Genomic DNA, 26,340 nt, shown 5'->3' with positions numbered 1-26,340 from the left:
CCACCGAGGCGGCTGTGAGTCCGGAGACCACGATGACGATGCTGAACTCACCCACCCCCGAACCCGCAAGCGGCACTGCAGGCGGTTCCGACCGCTCAACCGCGTCCGCTTCCTCGAGCGGGTCAGACGACCCTCCCCCTGCCGGCGGGGCCGGATCCGCACTTGATACGGCCGACTCCCCCACGGCACCCGATGCAGCCCCACACTCCAACCGAGTGGGGAAAGTCTTTGTATGCTCGGTCGCCGTCGTCATCGCCTTCATGGTGTGGGCGACAATCGCACCCGATGCGCTCTCTGACATCATGACGCGAGCCATGACGACAGTGTCCACCGGATTCGGCTGGATCTACCTCGTCGTTCCGTTCGCCGCGATCGCGATGCTCGTGTCGTTCGCCGCCAGTCGATTCGGTCGCCTCCGCCTCGGCTCGCAGGACTCGCGTCCCGAATACCGCACGATCACCTGGCTCGCGATGATCCTCGCAGCTGTGATGGGAATCGGCCTGGTCAGCTACGGAGTGGCCGAACCGATGTCGCACTTCATGACCCCGCCCCACGGACTGGCCGAGCCGGAGACCATGGACGCGGCGATCCGCGCAATGCAGTTCTCCTACCTCGACTGGGGCTTCCAAGCCTGGGCGATCTTCGGCGTCTTCGGACTGGCGATCGGCTACTCCACCCACAGAAAGGGCCGACCGGCACTCGTATCCACGATGCTGCGCCCCGTCCTCGGCCGCTTCGTCGACGGCTGGGTCGGCAACGTCATCGACATCCTCACCATCATCGCCACACTCTTCGGGACGACGACGTCCCTGGGGCTCGGCGCCTCGCAGATCGGAGAGGGACTCAACACCGTCCTCGGCGTCGATTCCACCATCGTCATGCAGATCATCGTCATCACCGTGCTCACCCTCCTCTTCACCGGTTCGGCACTGACCGGAGTGAGCCGAGGCATCAAGTACATCTCGCAGATCACGCTGACCATGGCGACTCTGCTGGGGCTGTTCGTCTTCATCACCGGACCCAGCGGCTTCGTCTCCAACCTGTTCGTCCGGTCCGTCGGTGCCTTCGCCGGAGACTTCGTCGAGCTCAGCTTCATGACACCCACGAATGCCGAAGACAGCGAATGGATGCTCGGCTGGACCTACTTCATGATGGCGTGGTGGTTGTCCTGGAGCGCCTTCGTCGGCATCTTCCTGGCCAAGATCTCGAAGGGCCGGACCATCCGGGAATTCGTCGCCGGAGTCCTTCTCGTTCCCAGCGCCGTGTTCTTCATCTGGTTCACCGTCATGGGCGGTTCGGCGATCAAGTTCGACATGGACGGGGCCCGAATCGGTGACGCCACTCAGGACAACCTCGACACCGCGTTCTTCAGCCTCCTCGACCAGCTGCCGCTGTCCATGCTCACTTCGGTCTTCACGATCATCATGGTCATCCTGTTCTTCGTCTCGTCCGCAGACTCGAACACCTTCGTCCTCAGCTCGCTGTCGTCGCAGGGATCCTTCGCGCCCCGGCGTCCCGTGATCGCGACCTGGGGCTTCCTCACCGGAGGCTGCGCGGTGGTCCTGCTCCTCGTGGGCGGACTGCAGGCCCTGCAGCAGGCGGCGATGCTCTCAGCGGTTCCGTTCACCGTCATCGTGGTCGTCCTCGGCATCGCGCTGATCAAGGAGCTGCGCAGCGATCACCAGATCGTCGAGGAGGTCGCGCGCGAGCGACGAGTCCTCGGGCTCTGACGCTCGGCCCGACCGCGCCGAAAAGTCGGCGCAGGCGGATCGGACACATTCACCGCAGCTTGGCGGTCACCTCGGCGGCGGCGGCCTTGACCTGGTCGACGATCGGATCGGTGTCCTCGGGCAGGGTCTCGGTGACGAACGAGAGGCCGATGGCCGCGATCGGGCGACCCAACACGTCGAACACCGGTGCCGCGAGCGTCGAGATCCCCGGCGTGACTTCGCCGTGTTCGATCGCGGTGCCGGTCCGTCGCTCCTGAGCGAGCACCGCGTTGAGCGCTTTCACCGAGGTCGGGCCCTTGCCCGTGCGCGTGACGAACTCGGTTTCGGATTGCAGCATCGCCAGCACCTCAGACTTCGGAAGCTGAGCGAGGATCGCCCGCCCGGTCGCCGTGAGGTAGCTGGGCATGCGCACACCGGTGGCGGTGATGACCGCGACGGATTTCAGGGATTGCTCCTTGAGCACGTACTCCGTCTCCCAGCCGCGGATCACGGCCAACTGCGCAGTCGTCGCAGTATCCTCGGCGAGCTGCCGGACGATCGGCTGCGCCAACCGCTGCAGGGGGTTCGTCCGCAGGTAGGATGCCCCGAGCTCGTGCACGCCGGCTCCGAGCACATACCCGGATTCGGTGCGCGCCACGAGCCCGAGCTCCTCCAACACGGCGAGGATGTCATACGCACTCGACCGCGGGATCTCCAGCGACCGGACCAGGGCGCCGGCCGTGATCGATCGGTTCGACGAGGCCATATGCCGCAGGATCGCGATCGCCCGCCGCAGTGCGGGAACCTCAGCCACGACTCAGCCCTCCATCTCCAACGCGGCGAAAGCCTGCGCGTAGAGTTCGGCGATATCGCCGAGCTCGGTGTGCACTCCGTCGCGCACGCGGACCCGGCCACCGGTGACGGTCAGATGCACATCGCTCGCGCTGGCCGTGAGGATGATCTGCTCGTCCAGCGACCCCATGGTTCGCATGCTGTCGGTGCGCAGAGCCACGAAGTCACACGCCTTCCCGACCTCGAGGGAACCGACCGGGAGGTCGAGGCTGCGTGCCCCGCCTTCGGTGAGCGCGGTGATGAGTTCGGCCGGTGAGAACCGTCCGCGCTGGCCGGAGCGCAGCCGCTCCCCCGCTTCGAGTCCCTGGGTCTCGCGCAGAGCGTCGAGGACGACGTGCTGGTCGGAGCCGAGCGAGATCACAGCTCCGGCGTCGGCGAGCTCCCGGGCCGGTCCGATGCCGTCGGCGAGGTCCGCCTCGGTGCACGGGCACATGACGATCGTCGACTGGGCGCCTGCGAGGATCGCGATGTCCTGCTTGCTCAGGTGGGTGGCATGGACGGCCGAGAGCCGGTCGTCGACGACCCCCGAGCGCGCGAGAACCTCGGTCGGGGTAGCCCCGTACGCAGCCTGCGAGGCTTCGTTCTCCGCCGGCTGTTCGGACAGGTGCACGTGCACAGCTCCGGACAGTTCGGTGAACCGCTGGAGATTCGCCGCCGGGACCGCGCGAATCGAATGGATCGCGGCACCGACGTGGACGAAGCTCTCACCTGGAGCGTTGACCGGAAATTCGTCGGCAAAGGTGTCGATCAGGCCGGCGTGCCGGTCCATGTATCCGTCGATCGTGCCGTCGCCGAATCGGGACTGTTCGGCCGAGAGTTCGGCGTCGATGCCGCCGGTGAGATAGCAGGTGTCGAGCAGTCGGATGCGGATCCCCGCCGAGGCGGCCGCCCGTGCCAGCGCTCGTTCCATCGCGTGGGCGCGGAGTCCGGCATCGTCGCTCGCGTCCCCGCGGGGACGCTCGGTGCCGTACGGCGTTCCGTCCTGCGCGTGGTGGACGTAGTGGAATTCGCCCACCGAGGTGTAGCCGCCGGCGAGCATCTCGGCGAACACTGCGCGCGCCACGGTCTCGTAGGCCTGCGGGTCGAGTTTCGCGGCGACGGAGTACATGACTTCGCGCCAGGTCCAGAAGGTGCCGCCGTCGCCGTGGGTGCGACCGCGCAGCATCCGATGGAAGGCATGGGAGTGGGCGTTGACTCCGCCGGGCAGGACGAACCCGGACACCGCCTCGGCGTCGGACGGAGCGGTGTCGATCCCGGTTTCGACGGCGGTGAGCGTTCCGGTGTCGTCGGCGCTCAGCAGGACTCCGTGAGCAACGGCTCCGTCGATCCAGGCGGATTCGCACCAGTAGCGGGTGCTCATCGCGCACCTCCTGTCGTCGGGCCTGCCGCATTGCCGTCGGCCAGGGCGTTCTCGATGCCGAGTTCGCAGGCGAGCACCTTGACGAGCGCATCGACTCCGGCCCTCTGGTCGTCGACCTCGCAGGCCTCTTCGGGAGCGTGGGAGACGCCGGTCGGGTTGCGGACGTAGAGCATCGCCGAAGGCACATGGGGTGCGAGGATGCCCGCATCGTGGCCGGCACCCGAGGGCAGCAGCGGCGCGTCCGGCAACACCGAGGTCAAGCGGGAGTTGAGATCGGCGGTGAAGTGAGTCGTCGGCGAGTAGGACTCCTGCGAGATGGTCACCTCGACACCGGAATCGGCGCCGTGGTCCTGGGCGCGGTGGCTGATCGCCTCGAGCACCTGCTTGACGACCGCGTCGTCAGGGTGGCGGATGTCGAGCCAGAAACTCATGGACGAGGCAATGACGTTCGTCCCGCCCGGGTGGATGAGAGTGCGCCCCACAGTCGCCACGGCGCTCGCGTCAGTGGCGGCCGCTAGGGTCGGGATGTCCCCGATCACACGGGAGGCCGCGACCACCGGGTCGGCGCGATGACTCATCGGAGTCGTGCCGGCATGGTTGCCCTGACCGGAGAAGGCGAAGTGCCAGCGCCCGTGACCGATGATCGAGGAGCCGATGGCGACGGCCTGATCGGTGTTGATCAGACCGACGCCCTGTTCGACATGGAGTTCGATGAAGGAACCGATTCCGGCCAGCCGAGACTGGTCACGCCCGATCCGATCCGGATCGAGGCCATAGCCACGGGCGACGTCGGCGAAGGTGTCACCGGCGGCGTCCTTGAGACCGAGTGCACGGTCAGCGTCGATGGCACCGGTGAGCAGCCGCGAACCGAGGCAGGCGACGCCGAAGCGTGAACCTTCTTCCTCGGGGAACACAGCCAGAGCGAAGGGTCGGGTGGACTGGTCGAGTGCGCCGGAGGCATTGAGCACATCGAAGGCCGCCAGCGCCGAGGCGACACCGAGAGGACCGTCGAACTCGCCGCCGCCGGGCACCGAGTCGAGGTGGGAACCGGTGACGACGGCGTTCGCACCTTGCGGGGTGGCCCAGGCCCACGTGATTCCGTTGGCGTCGATCTCGGTATCGAGACCGCGGCGGGCCGCCTCGGCGAGGAACCACTCACGCAGCTCCCGTTCGGTGTCCGAGAATCCGGGCCGCTGGTAGCCCGGACCGCGGGTGTCGCGGCCGGTGTCCTCGATCTGGCTCAGCAGCGAGACGACATCGCTCATTGTCAGTTCACTCCGTTCGAAATCGGTCGGGTCCGGTGATGCGTCGGCGCCGTGGTCGGCCGGCCCTGGCATCAGAGGCCCGTCGGTCGGGTCCGGTCGGCGACCGGTCCCAGCCCGGTGTCAGTCCTGGTGGGTGGTGGCTGCTGAGGTGCCCGAAGCCTCGGCGGCGGCTTCGAGGTTACCCAGCGCAGTGAACTCTGGATCGTTGACGGCCGGTCCGCCGTCTTCCGGCTGCCAGGTTCCGGCAGCAGCGGTGACGGTGTGGGTCAGCGGTGCAACCGCCTCGGCGGTTGCGACCAGCGTTCCGTCCTTGACCTTCGCGATGGTCTCGGCGAGTTCGGGCGAGAGGAACCGGTCAGGGCCTGGTCCGGGAACGGTCTCACGGATCTTCGCGATCACGGCTCCTGTCACCGGTGCCGGTGCGGCGTCGCGCATATCGCAGGCACGGGAGGCGGCATAGAGTTCGATGCCGACGACGGAGGCGAGGTTGTCGACGACCTTGCGCAGTTTGCGAGCGGCCGACCACCCCATGGACACGTGGTCTTCCTGCATGGCCGAGGACGGGATCGAGTCGACCGAGGCCGGTGTCGCGCCCCGCTTGGCCTCGGAGACCATGGCCGCCTGCGTGTAGTGGGCGATCATCAGGCCCGAGTCGACGCCGGCGTCATCGGCGAGGAACGGGGTGAGGTTCTGGTTGCGGGCGACATCCATCATCCGGTCGGTGCGGCGCTCGGACATCGAGGCGACGTCCGCGGCGACGATGGCGAGGAAGTCCAACGCGTGGGCCAGTGGTGCGCCGTGGAAGTTGCCGTTCGATGACACCATTCCGTTCGTGAGCACGACGGGGTTGTCGATGGCGGCCCGAAGCTCGCGTTCAGCAACCTGGGTGGCGAAGGCGACGGCGTCGCGGGCGGCACCGTTGACCTGCGGGGCGCAGCGCATCGAATAAGCGTCCTGGACGAGGTGGGTGGAGTCGCGGTGGCTGGCGGTGATGCCGGAATCGGCGAGCGCGGCGAGCATGTTCGCGGCCGAGGCGGCCTGACCGGCGTGCGGGCGCAGTGCGTAGTGGAGCTCGGGGGCGAAGACGGCGTCGGTGCCGAAGAGTCCTTCGATGCTCATGGCCGCGGACACGTCGACGGCAGTGAGCAGGTTCTCCAAGTCAGTCAGGGCCATGATGAGCATGCCGAGCATGCCGTCGGTGCCGTTGACGAGAGCGAGGCCTTCCTTCTCGGCCAGGGTGACCGGGGTGATTCCGGCCTTTGCGAGGATCTCATCGGCGGGCCCTGCCACTCCGTCGGGTCCTTCGGCCACGCCTTCGCCCATGACGACGAGGGCGCATGCCGACAGTGGTGCGAGGTCACCGGAGCAGCCGAGTGAGCCGTACTCGTGGACGACCGGGGTGATTCCGGCGTTGAGCAGGTCGACGTAGGTCTGGAGGACCTCGGCGCGGACGCCGGCCCGCCCCGTGGCCAGGGTGCGGGCGCGCAGCAGCATGAGGGCGCGCACGACCTCGCGTTCGACGGGTTCGCCGACGCCGGCGGCGTGGGAGCGAATAAGGGACTTCTGCAGCTGGGTGCGCAGTTCGGCGGGGATGTGACGCTGGGCGAGCGCACCGAATCCAGTCGAGACTCCGTAGACGGGCTTCTCCGCCTGAGCGAGGGCGTCAATGGCCTCGCGGTACTTGTTCACCCGGGCCAGGGTGGCTTCGGACAGGGAGACCTTTGCGTCGCGGCGGGCGACGTCGACCACCTCGGCGAAGGTCAGCGTATCGGGGTCGAGATCGATGAAGTCGGTCATCGTGTGCCTTTCTGTGAGTGCGTCTCAGATGACGATGTCGTGGGTGGTGATGTCGTTCAGTCGCGGGATCGGTTGTCGACGATGAGCTCACCGCCGGAGTAGACCCTCTCGACCAGCTGGACACCCGGCCGGTAGGCCAGGTGGCGGTAGCTGGGTGCATCGAGGATGGCCAGGTCGGCGCGGGCTCCCGCTCCGAGGTGGCCGACATCGGTGCGCTGCAGAGCGTTGGCTCCGCCGGCTGTCGCTGCCCACACCGCCTGTTCGACGGTGAAGTGCATGTCCCGGACGCCGATGGCGATGACGAACGGCATGCTGTTGGAGAACCCTGACCCGGGATTGCAGTCGCTGGCGATCGCCAGCGATACTCCCGCGTCGACGTAGCGGCGGGCGTCGGGGTAGGGCTGGCGGGTGGAGAATTCGATACTCGGCAACAGAGTGACGACGGTGCCCGCCTCAGCGAGGACGGCGAGGTCCTCATCGGAGGCGAAGGTCGCATGGTCGACGGACACGCAGCCGAGTTCCACGCCGAGCTTGAGCGCCCCTCCCTCGGTGAGCTGGTTGGCGTGCAGCCGCGGTTTCATTCCGACGGCCTTGCCGGCTTCGATGATCCGCCGGGTCTGATCCTCGGCGAAGGCACCGGTTTCGCAGAACACGTCGATCCACTTCGCTTTGCCTTCGGCTGCTGGGATGATCTCGTCGATGACGAGGTCGACGTAGCGTTCCGGCTCGTCCTTGAACTCCGGGGGGACGACGTGGGCGGCGATGAGCGTCGATTCCTCGGTGTGCCGGTTGATGATGTCGAGGGCCTGGATCTCGTCGGGCACGGTCAGCCCATAGCCGGACTTGATCTCGAACGTCGTCGTTCCCTGCCGCTTCGCCTGCTTGACCAGGTGAACGAGGTTCGCCTCGAGCTCAGTCTCGGTGGCGGCTCGGGTCGCGGCCACGGTAGTGGCGATGCCCCCGGCCGAGTACTTCTGCCCGGCCATCCGGGCCGCGAATTCCTCGGACCGATCGCCGGCGAAGATGAGGTGGTTGTGGCTGTCGACGAAGCCCGGGATGACGGCCTTCCCATCGAGGTCGATCGTCTCGAGTCCGCCCAATTCATTCGCCGAGGTGACTTCCCCATTGACGATGTCATCGTCGTTGACGCCGCGTGCCGTCGCATCGCCGAGGTGGTTCTGCACCGCCGTGTCCGCCTGGGCGGACGGCCCCGCCCAGATGACTCGGCCGTCGTCGACGAGCAGTGCGGCGTCGGTGATGACGTCGAGTTCGCCGAGGCGGTCGAGGTCGTTGACGACCAATTCGCTGATCCCGGTGAATAGCTGCATGACGGTCGGCCCTTTCCGATCGAGTGTGGTCCACACCCAGTATGGACCGCTCGGTGGCAGGGCAGAACCTCTCCCGCAGAGAATTGTCCGATATTTCGGACAGCTGGTGACGCGTCGCTCAGCGGGTGCGGAGGTCTCCCTTGACGATCTTGCCGACCGAGTTCTTCGGAAGGCTCTCGCACAGGTGGATTCGCGCAGGCAGCTTGTACCGGGCCAGTCTCGGTTCGAGGAAGGAGAGCAGCTCCTCCTCTGCGATAGATGCACCGCTGCGCAGGGCCACATGGGCGACGACGACTTCGCCGTACTTCTCATCCGGGGCACCGACTACAGCCGCTTCGACGACCAGATCATGTCCGAGGAGGGCGTCCTCGATCTCCTTGGGGTAGATGTTCTCGCCGCCGCGGATGATGAGATCTTTGATGCGGTCGACGAGGGTGAGATAGCCGTCGGCATCGAGGAATCCGACATCCCCGGTGTGCAGCCAACCGTCGCGGAGCACCTCGGCGGTGGCTTCGGGACGATCGAGATAACCGCGCATGATCGTGCGGCTGGCGATGACGACTTCGCCGGTCTCGCCGACGGGCAGGAGGGTGCCGTCGGGGTCTTTGATACCGATCTCGAAGCCGGGAAGTGCAGGGCCGACTGTGCCGGGCTTGGCCGTACCGTCGTTGCGGTTGAGAGTCGCGCACACCGAGCACTCGGACAGCCCGTAGCCTTCGACCATATCGATGTCGAATCTATTCTCGAACCGAGCGATCGCGTCCTTCGACATGGGAGCCGCCCCGCAGATGACGAAGCGCAGTGAACTCGCATCGACCTCACGAGTGGTCCGCGCCTCGAGGACCGAGAAGATCGTGGGCACGGCGGAGAAATAGCTCGGGCGTTCGGCCTCGACGACGTCCCAGAAAGTCGACGGATCGAATTTCGGAAGCACATGGACGCTGCCACCCAGCTTAAGCGGCATCACCGTCCCAGCGAGAAGCCCGTTGCAATGGAAGAGCGGAAGAACGAGCAGGCTGCGCACGTCTTCACCATGGTCGAGCCCGTTGACCAGAGACCACACCATGGCGGCGAGGTTCGACTGCTCGAGCACACAGCCCTTAGGTCGGCCGGTGGTTCCCGAGGTGTAGACGACGAGACCGGCGTCGTCCTCCCGAACGGCAGAGCCATCGAGAGCATCAGCGAGATCGTCTCCCGGATCGGCGCGGAAGCACTCATCAGTCACTGACAGGTACCCGAGTCCGAGCTCGAAAGACAATGCATCCGCACGTTCCTCGCCGACGAGAGCCTTCGCCCCGGAGTCGTCGAGCTGGAAGAGGACTTCGTCATCGGTCAGTGACGGATTGATCGGCGTCAGTGCGGCTCCGAGTGACCAGGTGGCGAACATTGTGGTGATGAGTTCAGGAACGTTGCGCAGCAGCACGCCGACGACCGAGCCGCTGGTGATGCCGTGTCGGTCGCGCAGAGTCTGCGCAGTCGCTGCCACAGCCGCAGCGAATTCGGAGTTGTTGAGTCGGCCTTCGGGCCAGCTCAGGCATGCACCGTTCGGGTCGCTGTGCGCACGGATGAAGGGCAAGCCGACCACCTCGGCGACACTGAAGGTCTGTGCCGCTTCCATCGTGGGGTCCAGGGCCGCCTCGGGGCGGGAATTGCCAAATGCCGTCGTTGCCATGGGCCAACCGTATGCCGATCGCCCCTCCCGGGCACCGGCCGCGGCATCCAAAGGGTTCCACCGAATTCGTTCCAGAGTACAAAATCCTTTCGGTCCGCGCGCGGATTCATTCACTGATCACGATCCGGCGCACTAGGGTGCTGCTATGGCCGAAACGCAGAAACACCTGCCCAATGAGGGGCATGTGACTGAGGTAGAGCTCTACACCTCACGGATCGTCGCGCAGATGCGACCGCACATCACTGAGTTCACCGCGCTCGTCTACGACTATCTGGCCGCGCGAATCACGGAACTGAGCAGGGAAACAGCACTGCTGGAGCTGTTGCGGGCAAGCATCGAGTCGAATGTCGAAACGATCTTCGATGCCCTCGAACAGCGGCTCTCCCCCGATCATCTCCGCCCTCCGCAAGCGGCGTTCGACTACGCGAAGACCCTGGCACAGCGCGGAATCTCGGTCAATGCCCTCGTCAGGGCGTACCGTTTGGGCCAGCAGCGGCTCCTCCAGCGGGTCTACGAAGTCGTCATTGCCGACGACGAGCTGCCACCGCAGCTGGTGACGGCGGTGTTCCAATTCCAAGTCGACGAAGTCTCCGAATACATCGACTGGATCTCCCAGAAGGTCGCCGACCACTATGAGGTCGAACGCGAATCATGGTTGGCCAACCGTGCCACGGCACGCGAGACGCAGGTACGCAGGATCATCGACGGGGATGACGTCGACCCGTCATCGGCCGAACGGATACTCGGCTACGGACTGTCTGCTCGACATATCGGGGTGATCGCGTGGACTCCACCGGGCGCTGATCACACGGCCGATCAGCTCGGGAGGTTCACCGCCGCAATCCGCGCCCTCGGCCAGGCGCTGGGAACGAAGCAGCCGGTGCTCATCATCGGCCGGGATCAGAACACTGCGTGGGGATGGATCTCCGTGCCCGATGACTGGGCGTTCGATTCAGCCCTGCTCGCCGGCTTCGCCGGCAGTGCGGCAACAGGCGTCTCGGGGTCGCTCGCCGCGCGGCACGGATCGGTCCAGCTTGCCATCGGTTCGGCCCATCCACTGACCGCCGGCTTCAGGCTCTCTCACCAGGAAGCCGTCCGGGTGCAGCAGGTGTCGATCGCCGGTTCCTGCGACGCCCCGTTAGTCTCCCATGACCAGTGGGGAATGAGTGTCGTGTCCCTCCTCGCCGGCGATCTCGAAGCGGCGCGGACGTGGGCGCGTTCAGTCCTCGGTCCCATCGCCGAGGACACTGAGGCCAATTCCCGACACCGCCGGACTTTGCGCGAATTCCTCCGCCACGACCTCAGTTACACAGCAACCGCAGCGGCGATGTCGATGCACAAGAATTCGATCCGCTACCGCATCGAAATGGCCGAAGCTGAACTCGGCACGACCGTGAGCGCGGACCGCCTCGCGATCGAAACCGCACTCTGCGCACACCATCACCTCACCCCCACAGAACACTGAGCTTCCCCGCTCTTTTGTACCCCCGATACAAGCGCACCGTTGAGGTTCGGCTTCCCCGGCCATGGGATCTGCGTCACATCATTCCTAATCTGGGTTCAGGTCCACTGTCCGACATCGGGGTCGGGCACCTGCCGAGAAAGGAAGCGCCATGGGGTTCTCAACTCCCGTGCCACCTCCGGTCGACATGGAGACGTTCCAGTCGCAACCGCTGTCCGATCGGGTCCGCGCCGTCGTCCTCCACTGGGTTGACTTCGGCTTCGGCTCACCACTCCTCTTCCACTGCATCTACATCATGAAGCTCGCCGTGCTCTACATCGGACTCGGCGTCACTCTCGCGACTTTGACCTCAGGTCTAGGCGCTCCGTGGCACGTCACGCAGTGGTGGAACGAACCGATCGTCTACCAGAAACTCGTCCTCTGGACGCTTCTGCTCGAGACCATCGGCGTCGCCGGTTCCTGGGGTCCTCTGGCCGGCAAGTTCAAGCCGATGACCGGTGGCTACCTGTTCTGGCTGCGTCCGGGCACCATCCGGATGCCACCCTGGCCGGGCAAGGTGCCGGGCACCAACGGCTTCAATCGCACCAAAGTCGATGTCGTGCTCTACGCCCTGCTGCTCGTGGCCACATTCGTGCCGATCATCCTGCCCGGCTCTCCCGGTGCACAGGTCACCGTGAACTACCCTGAGGGCTTCGGCAACCTCGTCTCTCCTGTGATGATGATCGCCCCGCTCGTGCTCCTCGCCCTCGTCGGCCTGCGCGACAAGGTCATCTTCATCGCCGCCCGCGCCGAGCAGTACGGCCCCGCGGTGCTCATGTTCACCCTCGCCCCGGTGCTCGCCGGCGGCTTCGTCGACATGATCATCATGCTCAAGCTGCTCATCTTCTCCGTGTGGGTCGGCGCCGGGGTGTCGAAGTTCGGCAAGCACTTCTCGTTCGTCATCCCGCCGATGATCTCGAACGCCCCGATCATCCCGTCCAAGCTCATCAAGCGGATCCACTACCGCAACTTCCCCGAGGATGTCCGTCCCGGCGGACTGGGTGTGGCCGTCGGCCACGGCCTCGGCACACTCGTCGAGATCGCGACGCCGATCGTCCTGCTGTTCACCACGAACTTCACGGTCGCGCTCGTCGCCGCCGGGCTGATGATCTGCTTCCACCTCTTCATCACCGCCACCTTCCCGCTCGCAGTGCCGCTGGAATGGAACCTGCTGTTCGCCTACACCGCCGGATTCCTGTTCCTCGGGTTCCCCAACGCTGACGGCTACAGCATCTATGACGCTTCGTCGCCGTGGCTGGTCATCGTGTCGCTGGCCGGGTTGTTCTTCTTCCCCGTGCTCGGCAACCTGCGCCCGGACCTCGTCGCGTTCACCCCGTCGATGCGTCAGTACGCAGGTAACTGGGCATCGGCTCTGTGGGGCTTCCAGCCCGGCGCCGAGGACAAGCTCGAAGCCATCACCCGGCCGACGAAGAACCAGGTCAACCAGCTGCAGCAGATGGGCTTCCCGCAGGAAGCCGCTGAGCTCACCGTTCAGCAGACGCTGGGTTGGCGGAGCATGCACAGCCAAGGCCGCGGCCTGCTGTCCCTGATGTACAAGCACGTCAAAGACGTTGACCGGGCGACGATCCGTGAAGCCGAGTTCGCGTGCAACTCGCTCGTCGGGTTCAACTTCGGTGACGGTCATCTGCACAACCACCACTTGATCGCCGTGCTGCAGCGTCGCTGCCATTTCGAGCCGGGCGAGTTCATCGTCGCCTTCGTCGAATCACAGCCGATCCACAAGAACACGCAGACCTATATGGTCATCGATGCAGCCGTGGGTATCGTGGAGCGCGGAACGTGGAAAGTCGCCGATGCGGTCGCCGAGCAGCCCTGGCTGCCCAACGGCCCCATCCCGGTCAATGTCACCTGGCGGAATCCGAATTACACCCCCGCCTCCGAGGTGGCCCGCCAGGTGGTCACGGAACAGGTCCCTGAGACCCAGGTGACCGACCTCAACCGCTGAGTGATCCGCAACCGATCGGCCCCTGCCTGTCAGTCTGCCGGTCGTCGACAGACAGACTGACAGGCAGGGGCCGGCCTCGGGCCAGCATCCGCTGGCCTTCAAACCGACCGAGGAGTGAACAATGACGACCGCTGCTGTGATCGGCAGTGGCCCGAACGGACTGGCGGCGGCCATCACATTGGCCGCCGCCGGCGTCTCGGTCACCGTCTATGAAGCCGCCGACCGGGTGGGCGGGGGTGCCCGCAGCGCCGAGCTCACCTTGCCCGGCCTCATCCACGACGAATGCTCCAGCCACCATCCCTTCGGCCTCGCCGCCGAATTCTCCCGCACCTTCGATCTTGCCGCACACGGTTTGGAGTGGGCCTTCACCGAGGTGGAGTTCTCCCATCCGCTCGACGGTGGCCGCGGGGCTGCGGCACTGCGCTCGGTCGTCGAGACCTCGCGGACCCTCGGTTCCGATGCGCGCACTTATCGCCGCTTCTTCTCCCCTGTCGCTTCCCGAATGCCCACCGTGGCCGACGAATTCCTCCAATCCCTCATTCACATTCCCCGCCATCCTCTCCACCTCGCGACCTTGGGGATGCGGGCGTCTCTGCCGGCGGCCGCCGTCGCCCGCCTCTTCCGCACCGAGGAGGCCAAGGCCCTGTGGTCCGGCGTCGCCGCCCATACCTTCGGCCCCTTCGATATGCCGCTGTCCGCGGCGATCGGGACCTCGCTGGCCTCGGCTGCCCATTACTTCGGCTGGCCCGTCGCCGTCGGCGGTTCCGGGGCGATCACCGAGGCAATGGCGTCTCTGCTGGACCACCTCGGCGGGCGGATCGTAACCGGTCGTCGCATCGACGATGTCCGCGATCTCGGTGGCGTCGATGTGCTCATGCTCGATACCGGCCCCGCCGAGGCGGAGCGCATCGCCGGGTCCCAGCTAGGCGGCTGGGCCCGCACGACCCTTGGCCGTTGGCAGAACGGGCCGGCCGCATTCAAGGTCGCACTCGCCGTCGAGGGCGGGATCCCGTGGTCACACGAAGCGTCGCGACGGTCCGGCACGGTCCACCTCGGCGGCACCTACGAAGAGGTCGCTGCCGCGGAGAAGGACGTCGCCAAAGGGCGGATGCCAGAGCGTCCGTATGCGCTTCTCGCACAGCAGCATCTGGCCGATCCCAGTCGGGGGCAGGGTTCGGTCGTTCCCATCGACGTCTATGCACATGTGCCACAGGGCTTCGACGGCGATGCTACCGAGGCGATCCTGTCCCAGATCGAACGCTTCGCACCCGGTACTCAGGATCGAATTTTGGCCGTGACTCCGCGGGGCACGTCCGAGATCGAGGCGCTCAATGCGAACTTCGTCGGCGGGGACATCCTCACGGGACGGAAGGATCCGCTGCAGCTTGTGTTCGGCCCCGGTCCCGGCTTCGACCCGTACCGGCTGAGCGCGCGCCGTGACGACGGAGGGATCTACCTCTGCTCGGCCGCGGTTCCACCCGGCCCGGGAGCGCACGGAATGTGCGGGTTCCTCGCTGCCAGGCGCGCGATCGCCGACCTCGGCGGGAACGCGGCCCTGACCCACCTTGACGGAAACAGGGGTAGAGCCGGCTTCGACGGGAACGCGGCCGCGGCAGAGGACGTCGCGGCAGCCGACTCCCCGGCACAACTCACAAACGAGTAGTCTGCATCACAGATACCAAGCATCGAACCACCGACAAAGGAGACGAACAATGACCACTGACGGCAACCTCGGCGCGGGAAGCACCACCCGGTCGCTGGCAGGACGGACGATTCTCATGAGCGGCGGAAGCCGGGGAATCGGCCTGGCGATCGCGCTGCGCGCAGCCGCGGACGGGGCGAATGTGGCGCTGTTGGCAAAGACGGCGGAGCCGCATCCGAAGCTCGAGGGCACGGTCTACACCGCGGCCGAGCAGATCGAGGAGGCCGGCGGGAAGGCGCTGCCGATCATCGGTGATGTCCGCAGCGATGAGTCCGTCGCCGGGGCGGTCGCGCAGACTGCGGAGACGTTCGGCGGGATCGACGTCGTCGTCAACAACGCCAGCGCTATCGACCTGTCCTCGACCGAGGACCTGCCGATGAAGAAGTTCGACCTGATGAACTCGATCAACTCGCGCGGCTCCTACCTCCTGGCCAAGACCGCTCTGCCGCACCTCCAGGCCTCTGACGCCGCTCATGTGCTCACCCTCTCTCCGCCGCTCAACCTCAATCCTGCGTGGGCGGGCAAGCACTTGGGCTACACGATGGCGAAGTACGGGATGTCGCTGGTCACGCTCGGGCTGGCCGAGGAGCAGCGCGAGGCCGGAGTCGCGGCAAACAGCCTCTGGCCGAGGACGACCATCGCCACGGCCGCTGTGAACAACCTCCTCGGCGGCGAACAGCTAATGGCCCGCAGTCGCAAGCCCGAGATCATGGCCGAGGCGGCATGGACGATCCTCACCTCCGACCCCCGCGAGGTCACCGGCAACTTCTTCATCGACGACGAGGTGCTCAGCGACGCCGGCGTCACGGACTTCTCCGTCTACGCACACGATCCGTCGCGAGCCGGGTCCATCGGTCACGGCCCCGACGACCTCGAACTCGACCTCTTCCTCGACGAGTAGGCACTCGTCAGGCCAGGTCCCTCTTCCGGTACACCTTCCTCTGAATTCCTCACCGAGGAACGTAGGCATTTCAGAGAAGTGCGTACCAAAGAGACCTCTTCTGCCCAGACGGCCGTCAGCTCAATCACTCTCAGCCCACAAAAAGGCGGGCAGCCCAGTTTCAGAACTGAGCTGCCCGCCTTTTGTGAGCCATTCAGCAGCTGCACGCCGGATTCCACGTTCGGCACACCTTTCTCTGAAATGCTCACCGAGGAACGTGAGCATTTCAGAACAGTGTGTGCCTAAGAGGCCGCCACATTCGCGACAGCGCCTGTCCACGCAGCGCCTGTGTACGCAGCTGCACCGCAGACTGCTTACTGTGCGGCAGATTCCTCGTCGCGCTTGTCGAGCTCGGGGATCATCGGCACGCGCTGGCCACGCTCTTCAGCGACCTCGGAGGCGCGGTCGTAGCCGGCGTCGACGTGGCGGATGACGCCCATGCCCGGGTCATTGGTGAGCAGGCGGGCGAGCTTCTTCGCGGCCAGTTCGGTGCCGTCGGCCACGGAGACCTGACCGGCGTGGATGGAGCGGCCGATGCCGACGCCGCCTCCATGGTGGATCGACACCCAGGTAGCACCCGAGGAGGTGTTGACCAGGGCGTTGAGCAGCGGCCAGTCGGCCACGGCGTCTGTGCCGTCGAGCATGGATTCGGTCTCGCGGTAGGGGCTGGCGACGGACCCGGAGTCGAGGTGGTCACGGCCGATGACGATCGGGGCCGAGATCTTGCCTTCGGCGACGAGCTGGTTGAACAGCAGGCCGGCCTGATGGCGTTCCTTGTAGCCGAGCCAGCAGATGCGTGCCGGCAGACCTTCGAACTCAACGTATTCGTTGGCGGCGTCGAGCCAGGTGTGGAGGTGTTCGTTCTCCGGGAAGAGTTCCTTCAGCGCCTGGTCGGTGACTTCGATGTCCTTCGGGTCGCCGGACAGTGCCACCCAGCGGAAGGGTCCGAGTCCTTCGCAGAAAAGAGGACGGATATAGGCGGGGACGAATCCGGGGAATTCGAAGGCGCGATCGTATCCGGCCTTGCGAGCTTCGTCGCGGATCGAGTTGCCGTAGTCGAAGACCTCGGCGCCGCGGTCCTGGAATTCGACCATGGCTTTCACATGCTTGGCCATGGACTCCTCGGCGCGGATGGTGAATTTCTCGGCGTCCTGGTCGGCTTCGTCGTGCCATTCGTCGACGCTCACGCCGATCGGCAGGTAGGACAGCGGGTCGTGCGCGGAGGTCTGGTCGGTGACGATGTCGACCTCGGCCGCCTCGGGGCGGTCGAGGATGAGCGGGAGGATCTCGGCGGCGTTGCCGACGAGTCCGACCGACAGTGCCTGCTTGTTCTTCTTGGCTTCGATGACCTTGGCCAGTGCGGTGTCGAGGTCGGTTTCGACCTCGTCGAGGTAGCGCTTACCCTTGCGGCGGTCGAGGCGGGTCTTGTCGACGTCGATGATGAGGCAGGCGCCGCCGTTGAGGGTCACGGACAGCGGCTGGGCTCCGCCCATGCCGCCGCAGCCGGCGGTGATGGTCAGGGTGCCGGCCAGGGTGCCGTCGAAGCGCTTGCGGGCGATGGCGCCGAAGGTTTCGTAAGTGCCCTGGAGGATGCCCTGAGTGGCGATGTAGATCCAGGATCCGGCGGTCATCTGGCCGTACATCATCAGGCCCTCGGCCTCGAGCTCGCGGAAGTGCTCCCAGTTGGCCCAGTCGCCGACGAGGTTGGAGTTCGCGATGAGCACTCGAGGCGCCCATTCGTGGGTGCGCATGACGCCGACGGGTTTGCCGGACTGGATGAGGAGGGTTTCGTCGTCCTCGAGGTCGTCGAGGGTGCGCACGATTGCGTCATATGCTTCCCAGGAGCGGGCGGCGCGGCCGGTGCCGCCGTAGACGACGAGGTCTTCGGGACGTTCGGCGACCTCGGGGTCGAGGTTGTTCATGAGCATGCGCTTGGGTGCTTCGGTCTGCCAGGACTTCGCGGTGATCTCGGTTCCGCGGTCGGCACGGATGACGCGGGACGGGTCGTGCTGAGTGAACGACGGCTTGGTGGTCATGGGATTCTCCTTGTCGCTGTGTCCGACGAGGCGGATGCTTGGCTGCCGCTTCGCCGTCGCGCCGAGGCGTGGACTCCCCTGCGCTGTCGGCTCTGACTACACCATCCATTCTGACGACTGGAACAGAATGCGGAAGTGGGCTGCATCAAGTTCTGTCCGGTATTTCGGACATGCTCGTTATCGTGCACTTGTAGACCGACCCGGACGACTCGTTACATGATGCAGATACCCACGCCCTGCCCTCTCGACGAATTCAAGAAGCGATCGCGCGGTCGCTGATTGATTTGATCGCAGGGTGGCGCCGCAGTCCGTCGACGCCCTGAAGCTGACGAATGATGAGGACCGACGTCGCCGCGATGTCCGGCGAGAAGAGCTGCAACGGCTCGGTCTTATCGCCGAAGTCCATCGTGAGGGTCATTGCATCCAGCTCGGGGTAGAACGCAGCCAAAGCATCGTAATAGAAGGACAACGTGCGTCCGCCAACTGGAACGATCAGCCTACGGTCGGTGACGAACACATCGACGTACTGGATTTCTCTCCATTGCGCGGCCGCCTGCCGCCGCGCCTGGGATCGAGCATTCGCATTCCCGACCGACGATCCGATCATTGCACCGACGACGAAGAGCGGGCTTCCCATGGCGACGACACCGCCGGTCCGGTAGGTCACGTTCTGGCCGTAGAAGCGTGCATACTTGGCCCGGAACTGATCCACAAGAGACTCGCCTGGTTCAAGGTTGAGGCTGAAGTTCTCTGAGGCCGACAGCGCTTCGCCATTCATCAGAGTTTCGCACCAGTGAGTAGCCTGCACTCTCGCGATCGTTCGAGCCTCGAAGTCACAGCGTGGCCCTCCTTCGGCGACGATCTGCTGCTCCGTTCTGCGAGCCTGTACTTCGCAGCGCTTCTGCACCTTCCGCCGATACGTTTCGCTCAGACGATAAGTCTTCTGCGCACCTGTGATCGTCAGGATGAGGAAAACGATCGGAGCCACTGCCATACACAGACCGGCGACGACGACCAGCCACGTCAGGCCCGGACCGTCTGAACCCGGCAAGGCCATCAGTGCGATCATTCCGAAGATCACAACCGACAGAGGGATGAGGAGGAGCGGAACGATCCATCGGAGGTGCCTGCCGAAGCCTCGTTCCACCGTCATCTGCCACTCCTCGTGATCGTTCAGAAGGGATTTCCCCGCCCCGCCTGGGCGGAGGCCTATTCAACAAGCACCGTTCCCTCAATAATGGTTGTTACTGATGACGCTATCGCACCCGTGCGGTGGCGTCAGACTCGCCCGCTTTCCTTACGAGCCCATCAACGACTGCCATCAGCGGACGGGTTTGCCGCCGTCTGTGGCTCGCGCCGTCGAATTATCACCTTTGCAACCACAGCTTTCGTATTATTATCAATCCAGGCAATAATTCGTCATCGACCACCTGACCGGGGAGACCGTCCATGGAGCTGCAGCAGATCCGCGCCTTCGTCGCCGTCGCCGAGGAGCTCCATTTCGGCCGTGCCGCCGAACGCCTCGGCATGGCCCAGCCGCCGCTGAGTCGCACGATCCGCACCCTCGAGACTGAGCTCGGCGCCTCCCTGTTCCAGCGCACCACCCGCTCGGTCAGCCTCTCTCCAGCCGGCAAGGCACTGTTCGAACCGGCCAAGCACATGCTCGCCACCCAGCAGGCCGCGATCGAATCGGTTCACCGCTCCTCCAGCGGAGAGGTCGGTCGCGTCCGCCTCGGCTACTCACAGCCGTCCTCGCGCGACCTCGTCGCCGCCCTCGTCACCGCCTCGCACGAGCGCAACCCGGGGATCACCTTCCAGCTCGAGTCGAGCGTCTACTCCGAAGAAGGGCTCGAACGGATCATGGACGGCACGCTCGATCTCGCACTCGTCCGGTGGCGCAAGCGCCCGCCGCTCATTGCCGGACGCCCGGTCGCGGTCGAGAGGCCCTGCGTCGCAGTTCCCAGCAGCCACCGACTGGCCGGACGAAAATCGATCAACGTCAAGGAGCTGGCCGATGAGCCGTTCGTCCTCTTTCCCGCCCGACCGAACTCGAGCCTGCGCGAGACGGCGATGCGCCTGTGCCTCGACGCCGGCTTCAGCCCACGAGTCGTCCAGGAGGCACCGGATTCGCAGTCGATCTCCGCTCTCGTCGCCGCTGGGATGGGCGTGACGATCACCTTCGACTCCGTGGCCGTCGGCTACGATTCCCGGATCGCGGCGGTCCCTCTCAACACCCCGAACGAGATCACGCAGCTCTACCTCGCCTACCGGCTCGACCATCAGGATGCCGCATTGAGCACGGTCCTCGATGTCGCCGAGGAGGTACTGCCGACCGTCCGCTGAGCTCGCCGAGGCGGTCCTGCCGACCACCCGGCAGCCTCGACCGATCTCGGCAAGTCGTGCCCCGTGCAGGAGCGAACTCGCTCACCGCACTCAGCGCCGCACCCCCGGACGCCCATTCATTGAGACGCCCCCTTGTCACTGGCGATCCATTCGGATATGTTCAAAATCAGTACGTATTGATATCAGTATCGGCAGTGATGCCGAATGGATCGAGCCTTCTGCCCCGGCAGGACGGCTCGATCACGATCCAAAGGGAGACTCTGTGTCCGAAGACATCGTCATCTGCGAACCCCTCCGCTCCCCCGTGGGCGGATTCGGCGGGCAGTTCAAGAACGTGCCGCATGAAGAGCTCGGCCGGCAGGCGCTCACCGCCCTGCTCGAGAAGACCTCACTGCCGGGTGAGGCCGTCGACGATGTCATCCTCGGCAACGGCTACCCGCATATGGAAACCCCGTCCATCGGCCGCGTCGTCGCCCTCAACTCCGGGCTGCCGACCACGGTTCCCGGTCGTCAGGTGGACCGCCGCTGCGGATCCGGCCTGCAGGCGATCGGCGACGCCTACGCGATGATCCACGCTGGGTTCGCCGATCTCGTCATCGCCGGTGGTGCGGAGTCGATGAGCCGGGCACCGTTCTACAACGAGGAGATCCGCTGGGGCGTCAAAGGCACGGGTGTCGAACTCAAGGACAGCCTGGCACGCGGTCGGGTGACCGCCGGCGGAGACGACTACCCGGTTCCCGGCGGGATGATCGAGACTGCGGAGAATCTGCGCCGTGAGTACTCGATCCCGCGCGAGGAACAGGACGCCTATGCCGCGGAATCGCACCGGCGGGCCGCCTCGGCGACCGAGGAGGGCAAGTTCGCCGAGGAGATCGTTCCGATCACCCTGCCGGCCACACGCAAGACTCCGGAACAGGTCATCACCACAGACGAGCACATCCGCCCCGACTCCACGGCGGAGAAGCTCGCGAAGCTCAAGCCGCTGCGGGCGAAGGTCGACGATGAGGCGACGGTGACCGCGGGCAACGCCTCGGGACAGAATGACGGCGCGGCGATGTGCATCGTCACCACCGCAACAAAGGCCGCCGAGCTGGGCCTGCGGGTCTTCGCTCGGATGCGCAGCTGGGCGGTCGCCGGAGTGGGGCCGGAGACCATGGGCATCGGTCCAGTGCCGGCGACGACGAAGGCGCTGCAGCGCGCCGGACTCGAACTCTCCGACATCGACCTCATCGAACTCAACGAGGCCTTCGCCGCCCAGGTGCTCGCCTGCACGCGGGAGTTCAAACTCGCGGAATCCGACTTCGCCGAGCGCCTCAACGTCAACGGTTCGGGCATCTCGCTCGGTCACCCGATCGGCGCCACCGGCGGGCGCATCCTCGCCACTCTGCTGCACGAGATGGATCGTCGCGAATCGCGCTTCGGTCTGGAAACCATGTGCATCGGCGGTGGCCAGGGAATGGCCGCAGTGTTCGAGCGCGTCGCTCCCTGATCCCAGTTAGAGCACGAGGGCCCCGGTTCGCAGCACAGCGAACCGGGGCCCTCATGTCGTCCACTGAACAGGACTGACCTCTATCACCTCTCGGCATCCGACACTTCGGACGAATTCGCACCACACCCCGTTGTCTTCGTCCTGGACCGCGCCGAAGATAGCTCGTATGAATGCAACGAAGAAGCTGCTCTCCGGGGTTCGGGTCGTCGATTTCTCCCGTGTTCTCGCAGGTCCCTACGCCACAGCGATGCTCGCCGACCAGGGTGCAGAAGTCATCAAGGTCGAGATGCCCGGACACGGCGATGACTCCCGACATCTCGGACCATTCACCGATTCCGGGTCGACGTACTTCACCGGCCTCAACCGCGGCAAACGCTCGATCGAAGCCGACCTCAAAGATCCCGAGCACCATGCACGGCTGCTCGACCTCATCGCCGAAGCCGATGTCGTCGTCGAGAACTTCCGCCCCGGCGTCGCCGCAAAGCTCGGCCTGTCCTACGAGGACGCCAAGGCCGTGAAACCCGATATCGTCTACGCCTCGATCTCCGGCTTCGGCCAGCATGGCGCGCAGGCCGGGCGTCCGGCCTACGACACAGTCATCCAGGCCCTGAGCGGACTCATGGCCTCGACCGGCTTCCCCGAAGGTTCCCCCACCCGGATCGGCGAGTCCATCGCCGATGTCTCCGCGGGTGTCTTCGCCGCCTTCGGCATCTCCACCGCGCTCTTCCACCGCCAGACCACCGGCGAAGGCACCCACCTCGACATTCCGATGCTCGACGTCATGCTCGCCATGCAGCCGACGAATGCCTCGCTTCATGCCGCTGGCTCCGCCCCGGCCAGGGTCGGCAACCGTCACCCGGTCTCTGCACCTTTCGACACCTATCGTGCAGCTGACGGGCTGATCGTCATAGCCGTGGCCAACGACCGCCTCTTCGGCACTCTCGCCGCCACCCTGGGCAAGCCGGAGCTGGCCACGGATCCGCGCTTCGCCACCGACGGCCAGCGGTCAGACAACGACGAGGTGCTGCGCGTCGAGATCGAAGAGTTCACGACCGGTCGCACCGTCGATGAGCTGTGCGCGATCTTCGACGCCGCCGGTGTCCCGAACTCCCCAGTCCTCGATTTCGACGAAGCCGTCGACGGTCCGATCGGCTCCGGCCGCGGCCTCACCGCCACCGATCCGCGCACCGGGCACGCCTATCTCGGCCACCCTCTCCTCGTCGACGGCGCCCGCCCCGCATCCACTCTGCCGGCGCCCCACCTCGGCGAGCACAATGCCGATTTCGCACCCGCGGACACAGCCTCACACTGACAGTCCACCGCGTCTACCTCACGTTCAAACCCGGTCGCAAGGAGCAACCATGGCATTCGATATCACCGCCGACGAACAGGAACTCGTCGATGCCGTCACCCAGATCAGTGCGGATGTCCTGGCCCCACAGGCCGCCGCCGCGGACGCGAACGAACGCGTCTCCGATAAAACCCTGAAGACCCTCGCCGAGGTGGGGGTCATGGGCCTCAACCTGCCCGAAGAGTTCGGAGGGCCCGGCGTCGGGTCGGTGGCAATGAGCCAGATGGTCGCTGCGGTCACCGAGGCCTGCGCGTCGACGGCATCGATCATCACCGCACAATTCCTGGCCACGGACTCGATCCTCCTCGGCGGCACCGATGCACAGCGGCAGGACTGGCTGCCGAGAGCGGCAGCGGGCGAGGTCATCGGGTCATTCGGACTGACCGAGCCAGGGGCCGGGTCGAACCCGGCGGAGATGTCGACGAAGGCAACCCGGGTCGACGGCGGCTGGCACATCAAGGGTGCGAAATGCTTCATCACGAACGCCGGCTTCGCAGACTTCATCGTCGTCTACGCGAAGACCGACGTCGAAGCCGGGCACAAAGGGATCAGTGCATTCATCGTGGACCCGAAGGCCTCCTCGGCGGGGTTGGACTTCAATCCCCCGGAGAAGACGATGGGTCTGCGCGGCAGCCCGGTCTACGAATTCGTCATCGACACCGTCGTTCCCGAGGATGCGCTCCTCGGAGTCGAGGGCGAGGGCTTCACCACGGCCATGCGCGTGCTCGACCGCGGGCGCATCGAGGTCGCCGCGATGAGCCTGGGCATCGGCAAGGCCGCGCTCGACGCCGCCGTCGCCTGGGCAGGCGAGCGGAAAATCAACGGCAAGCCGCTCAATCGGCTTCAGGGCATCGCGTTCAAGCTCGCGGACATGTACACGAAGTACCGCTCGGCGTGGCTGCTGACGATGGATGCCGCCGAACAGCGCGACGCCGAGGTGGACTTCACTCGGTCCTCGGCAACGGCCAAGCTCGCCGCCTCCGAGGCGGCCGCATTCATTGCCGATGAAGCCCTGCAGATCCACGGTGGATACGGCTTCACGCGGGACTTCCCGCTCGAACGCTACGTCCGTGATGCCCGGATCTACCGGATCTACGAGGGCTCCTCGGAGATCCAGCGCACGATCATCGCCCGTTCCCTATCGAAGTAAGAGCACACGCTCAGACGGGCCGACCACTCTACGTCCGAGGCTTGAGCACGCCTCGTCGATATTCCGATATCTCGGACAGAAAGTGTGATCTGAACCTCGTCGGTGCTGTGCAGTGGTGCCACACTGAACCAGGTTCATCAGTTCAAAGGAGAAGATCATGGCTGGTACGACCAGTTCGGGGATCGAGAAGCGATCCATCGAGATGGTGCCTGACGCCGAGCGTCACGGAACGCCACGTTCACAGTTCACCCTGTGGTTCGGCGCCAACACTCAGATCACCGCGATCGTCGACGGAGCTCTGGCCGTCGTCTTCGGTGCCGATGCGCTGTGGGCGATCATCGGCCTGCTCATCGGCAACATCATCGGCGGCATCGTCATGGCGCTGCACTCGGCTCAGGGTCCGCAGCTGGGTCTACCGCAGATGATCTCCTCGCGTGCACAGTTCGGCATCATCGGGGCGATCATCCCGCTTGTGCTCGTCGTCCTCATGTACATCGGCTTCGCCTCCACCGGCGCGGTCCTGTCCGGTCAGGCCGTCAACCTCATCATCGGCGTTCAGACCCCGGCAGTGGGCATCGTCATCTTCGGCGCACTCACTGCCCTCGTGGCTCTGCTGGGATACAAGTACATCCATGTGCTCGGACGGATCTCCTCGGTGACGGGCCTGCTCGGGTTCCTGTTCATCACTTACTGTGTGCTCACGCAAGTCGACGTACCCGGACTGATCTCAGGCTCCTCTTTCGCCTTCCCCGCGTTCCTCTCGGCGATCGCTCTGTCGGTCGGCTGGCAGCTGACCTACGGGCCCTATGTCGCGGACTACTCGCGCTACCTGCCGCGTTCGACCCCGTCGTCGAAGACGTTCTGGTTCACCTTCGGCGGATCGGTCATCGGCTCGCAATGGTCGATGACCTTGGGTGCGCTCATCGGAGCTGCCGCCATGACGGAGTCCGGCAACCTGTTCGTCGAAAACCAGGTCGCCTATGTCGGCGACATCGTCGGCGGGGGCGTGTTCGCTCTGCTCATCTTCATCGTCATCCTGTTGGGCAAGCTGACGGTCAATACGCTCAACGCCTACGGGGCGTTCATGTGCACGCTGACGATCCTCACGTCCTTCGGCAACAAGGCGACGATCCGCCGCTGGACCCGTGCGGCCTTCGTCATCGGCATCGTCACGCTCACTGTGCTCGTGGCGCTGCTGGCCTCGGCGGACTTCCTGGCGAACTTCAAGAATTTCGTCCTCGCGCTGCTCATGGTCTTCACCCCGTGGTCCATCATCAACCTCACCGACTACTACCTGATCTCGAAGGACCGCTTCGACATTCCGGCCTTCTACGACCGGGCCGGCCGCTACGGCGCATGGAACTGGCGAGCGCTCGTCGCCTACGGCGTCGGCGTGCTCATCCAGATCCCGTTCCTCGCACAGTCGTTCTACACCGGCCCGCTGGTCGCGAAGCTCGGCGGCGCGGACATCTCGTGGCTCGTCGGAATCGTCGTCACCTTCGTCCTCTACTACGTGCTCATCCGCAACCACGGAGTTGCCCCGAAGGAGACGATCTACCCCAGCCTCGAGGAACTCGAGCGGAAGTGACGGGCCACCCCCACCGAGGCGGCCCTGCCCTTTCCGAGCACGTAGCCTCGGCAGGGTGGCTTCGTTTAGTCAACGGCCGTCGGTCGGCAGTGCACTTCGCTGCCGACCGGCGGTTGTTTTTTGTGGCTGATTACGTAGGCCGCTACACCTCCGGCGAATGGCCTCTAGTGTCGCGTGTCGTTAATTCCTGAATGGTTGGGTGTTTGGGAGAATTGGTTTATGGCGAATTCTCCCGCTCCGGCTCTGACCCTGCTCGAGGATGAGGAACCACTGCTGCGTGAGTGGTTGAGA

At 65.3% G+C, this 26,340-nt stretch carries 18 protein-coding genes; 10 read left to right on the top strand and 8 right to left on the bottom strand.

All coding sequences use genetic code 11. From position 1 onward, the window contains the following. Positions 1-215: 215 nt before the first annotated feature. On the top strand, positions 216-1,730 hold the full coding sequence (locus tag EB835_RS13740; protein ID WP_240688746.1) for a BCCT family transporter: 1,515 nt from the start codon (positions 216-218) through the stop codon (positions 1,728-1,730). Positions 1,731-1,779: 49 nt separating this feature from the next. On the opposite strand, the gene EB835_RS13735 is transcribed toward EB835_RS13740, so the two are convergent. From EB835_RS13735 to EB835_RS13710, 6 genes are all read right to left on the bottom strand, one after another. Then, entirely contained in the window at positions 1,780-2,523 is a 744-nt protein-coding gene (locus EB835_RS13735; protein WP_039211444.1) for an IclR family transcriptional regulator, read from the bottom strand. 3 nt (positions 2,524-2,526) lie between these two features. Then, entirely contained in the window at positions 2,527-3,921 is a 1,395-nt protein-coding gene (locus tag EB835_RS13730; protein WP_135810027.1) for a formimidoylglutamate deiminase, read from the bottom strand. Beyond that, positions 3,918-5,186: an allantoate amidohydrolase gene (locus tag EB835_RS13725; protein ID WP_135810026.1), complete on the bottom strand. Its 1,269-nt coding sequence runs from the start codon at positions 5,184-5,186 to the stop codon at positions 3,918-3,920. Before EB835_RS13725 ends, EB835_RS13730 begins: the two co-directional genes overlap by 4 nt. A 120-nt stretch (positions 5,187-5,306) precedes the next feature. After that, on the bottom strand, positions 5,307-6,983 hold the full coding sequence (gene hutH / locus EB835_RS13720; RefSeq protein WP_135810025.1) for a histidine ammonia-lyase: 1,677 nt from the start codon (positions 6,981-6,983) through the stop codon (positions 5,307-5,309). Positions 6,984-7,039: 56 nt separating this feature from the next. After that, positions 7,040-8,311, bottom strand: a complete 1,272-nt coding sequence (hutI, locus tag EB835_RS13715; RefSeq protein ID WP_135810024.1) for an imidazolonepropionase — start codon at positions 8,309-8,311, stop codon at positions 7,040-7,042. A 118-nt stretch (positions 8,312-8,429) separates the two neighbouring features. After that, positions 8,430-9,983 (bottom strand): class I adenylate-forming enzyme family protein, encoded by a 1,554-nt coding sequence (locus tag EB835_RS13710; protein WP_240688745.1) that lies wholly within the window; start codon positions 9,981-9,983, stop codon positions 8,430-8,432. A 145-nt stretch (positions 9,984-10,128) separates the two neighbouring features. Here EB835_RS13710 and EB835_RS13705 point away from each other — a divergent pair, with 145 nt between their 5' ends. The 4 genes from EB835_RS13705 to EB835_RS13690 all read left to right on the top strand — a co-directional run bounded on the left by EB835_RS13705 (position 10,129) and on the right by EB835_RS13690 (position 16,053). Then, a complete protein-coding gene (locus tag EB835_RS13705) occupies positions 10,129-11,448 on the top strand; it encodes a PucR family transcriptional regulator (protein ID WP_135810023.1) in 1,320 nt (439 codons plus the stop codon). 148 nt (positions 11,449-11,596) lie between these two features. Then, entirely contained in the window at positions 11,597-13,450 is a 1,854-nt protein-coding gene (locus tag EB835_RS13700) for a DUF3556 domain-containing protein (RefSeq protein ID WP_135810022.1), read from the top strand. Between the two features lie 121 nt (positions 13,451-13,571). Then, complete coding sequence (locus EB835_RS13695; protein WP_135810021.1) at positions 13,572-15,113, top strand: phytoene desaturase family protein; 1,542 nt, start codon at positions 13,572-13,574, stop codon at positions 15,111-15,113. A 49-nt stretch (positions 15,114-15,162) separates the two neighbouring features. After that, entirely contained in the window at positions 15,163-16,053 is an 891-nt protein-coding gene (locus tag EB835_RS13690) for an SDR family oxidoreductase (protein ID WP_135810020.1), read from the top strand. A gap of 353 nt (positions 16,054-16,406) precedes the next feature. Here EB835_RS13690 and hutU read toward each other — a convergent pair whose 3' ends face one another. Further along, positions 16,407-18,128 (bottom strand): urocanate hydratase, encoded by a 1,722-nt coding sequence (gene hutU, locus EB835_RS13685; protein WP_135810019.1) that lies wholly within the window; start codon positions 18,126-18,128, stop codon positions 16,407-16,409. A gap of 253 nt (positions 18,129-18,381) precedes the next feature. Beyond that, positions 18,382-19,197, bottom strand: a complete 816-nt coding sequence (locus EB835_RS13680) for a hypothetical protein (RefSeq protein ID WP_135810018.1) — start codon at positions 19,195-19,197, stop codon at positions 18,382-18,384. A gap of 380 nt (positions 19,198-19,577) precedes the next feature. Between EB835_RS13680 and EB835_RS13675 the strand changes: the two genes are divergently transcribed. The 5 genes from EB835_RS13675 to EB835_RS13655 all read left to right on the top strand — a co-directional run bounded on the left by EB835_RS13675 (position 19,578) and on the right by EB835_RS13655 (position 26,049). Further along, positions 19,578-20,471 (top strand): LysR family transcriptional regulator, encoded by an 894-nt coding sequence (locus EB835_RS13675; protein ID WP_135810017.1) that lies wholly within the window; start codon positions 19,578-19,580, stop codon positions 20,469-20,471. A gap of 262 nt (positions 20,472-20,733) precedes the next feature. Beyond that, positions 20,734-21,960 (top strand): acetyl-CoA C-acetyltransferase, encoded by a 1,227-nt coding sequence (locus EB835_RS13670; protein WP_240688744.1) that lies wholly within the window; start codon positions 20,734-20,736, stop codon positions 21,958-21,960. 166 nt (positions 21,961-22,126) lie between these two features. Beyond that, positions 22,127-23,272, top strand: coding sequence for a CaiB/BaiF CoA transferase family protein (locus EB835_RS13665; RefSeq protein ID WP_135810015.1), 1,146 nt, complete (start codon positions 22,127-22,129; stop codon positions 23,270-23,272). 49 nt (positions 23,273-23,321) lie between these two features. Further along, positions 23,322-24,461: an acyl-CoA dehydrogenase family protein gene (locus EB835_RS13660; RefSeq protein ID WP_135810014.1), complete on the top strand. Its 1,140-nt coding sequence runs from the start codon at positions 23,322-23,324 to the stop codon at positions 24,459-24,461. 157 nt (positions 24,462-24,618) lie between these two features. Then, positions 24,619-26,049, top strand: coding sequence for a purine-cytosine permease family protein (locus EB835_RS13655; RefSeq protein ID WP_135810013.1), 1,431 nt, complete (start codon positions 24,619-24,621; stop codon positions 26,047-26,049). The last annotated feature ends 291 nt before the right edge of the window (positions 26,050-26,340 follow it).

The sequence above is a fragment of the Brevibacterium sp. S22 genome, from assembly GCF_004745485.1.
Lineage (GTDB): Bacteria > Actinomycetota > Actinomycetes > Actinomycetales > Brevibacteriaceae > Brevibacterium.
The sequence above is the reverse complement of the archived record's forward strand: the minus strand, read 5'-3'. Positions and strand labels throughout refer to the sequence as shown.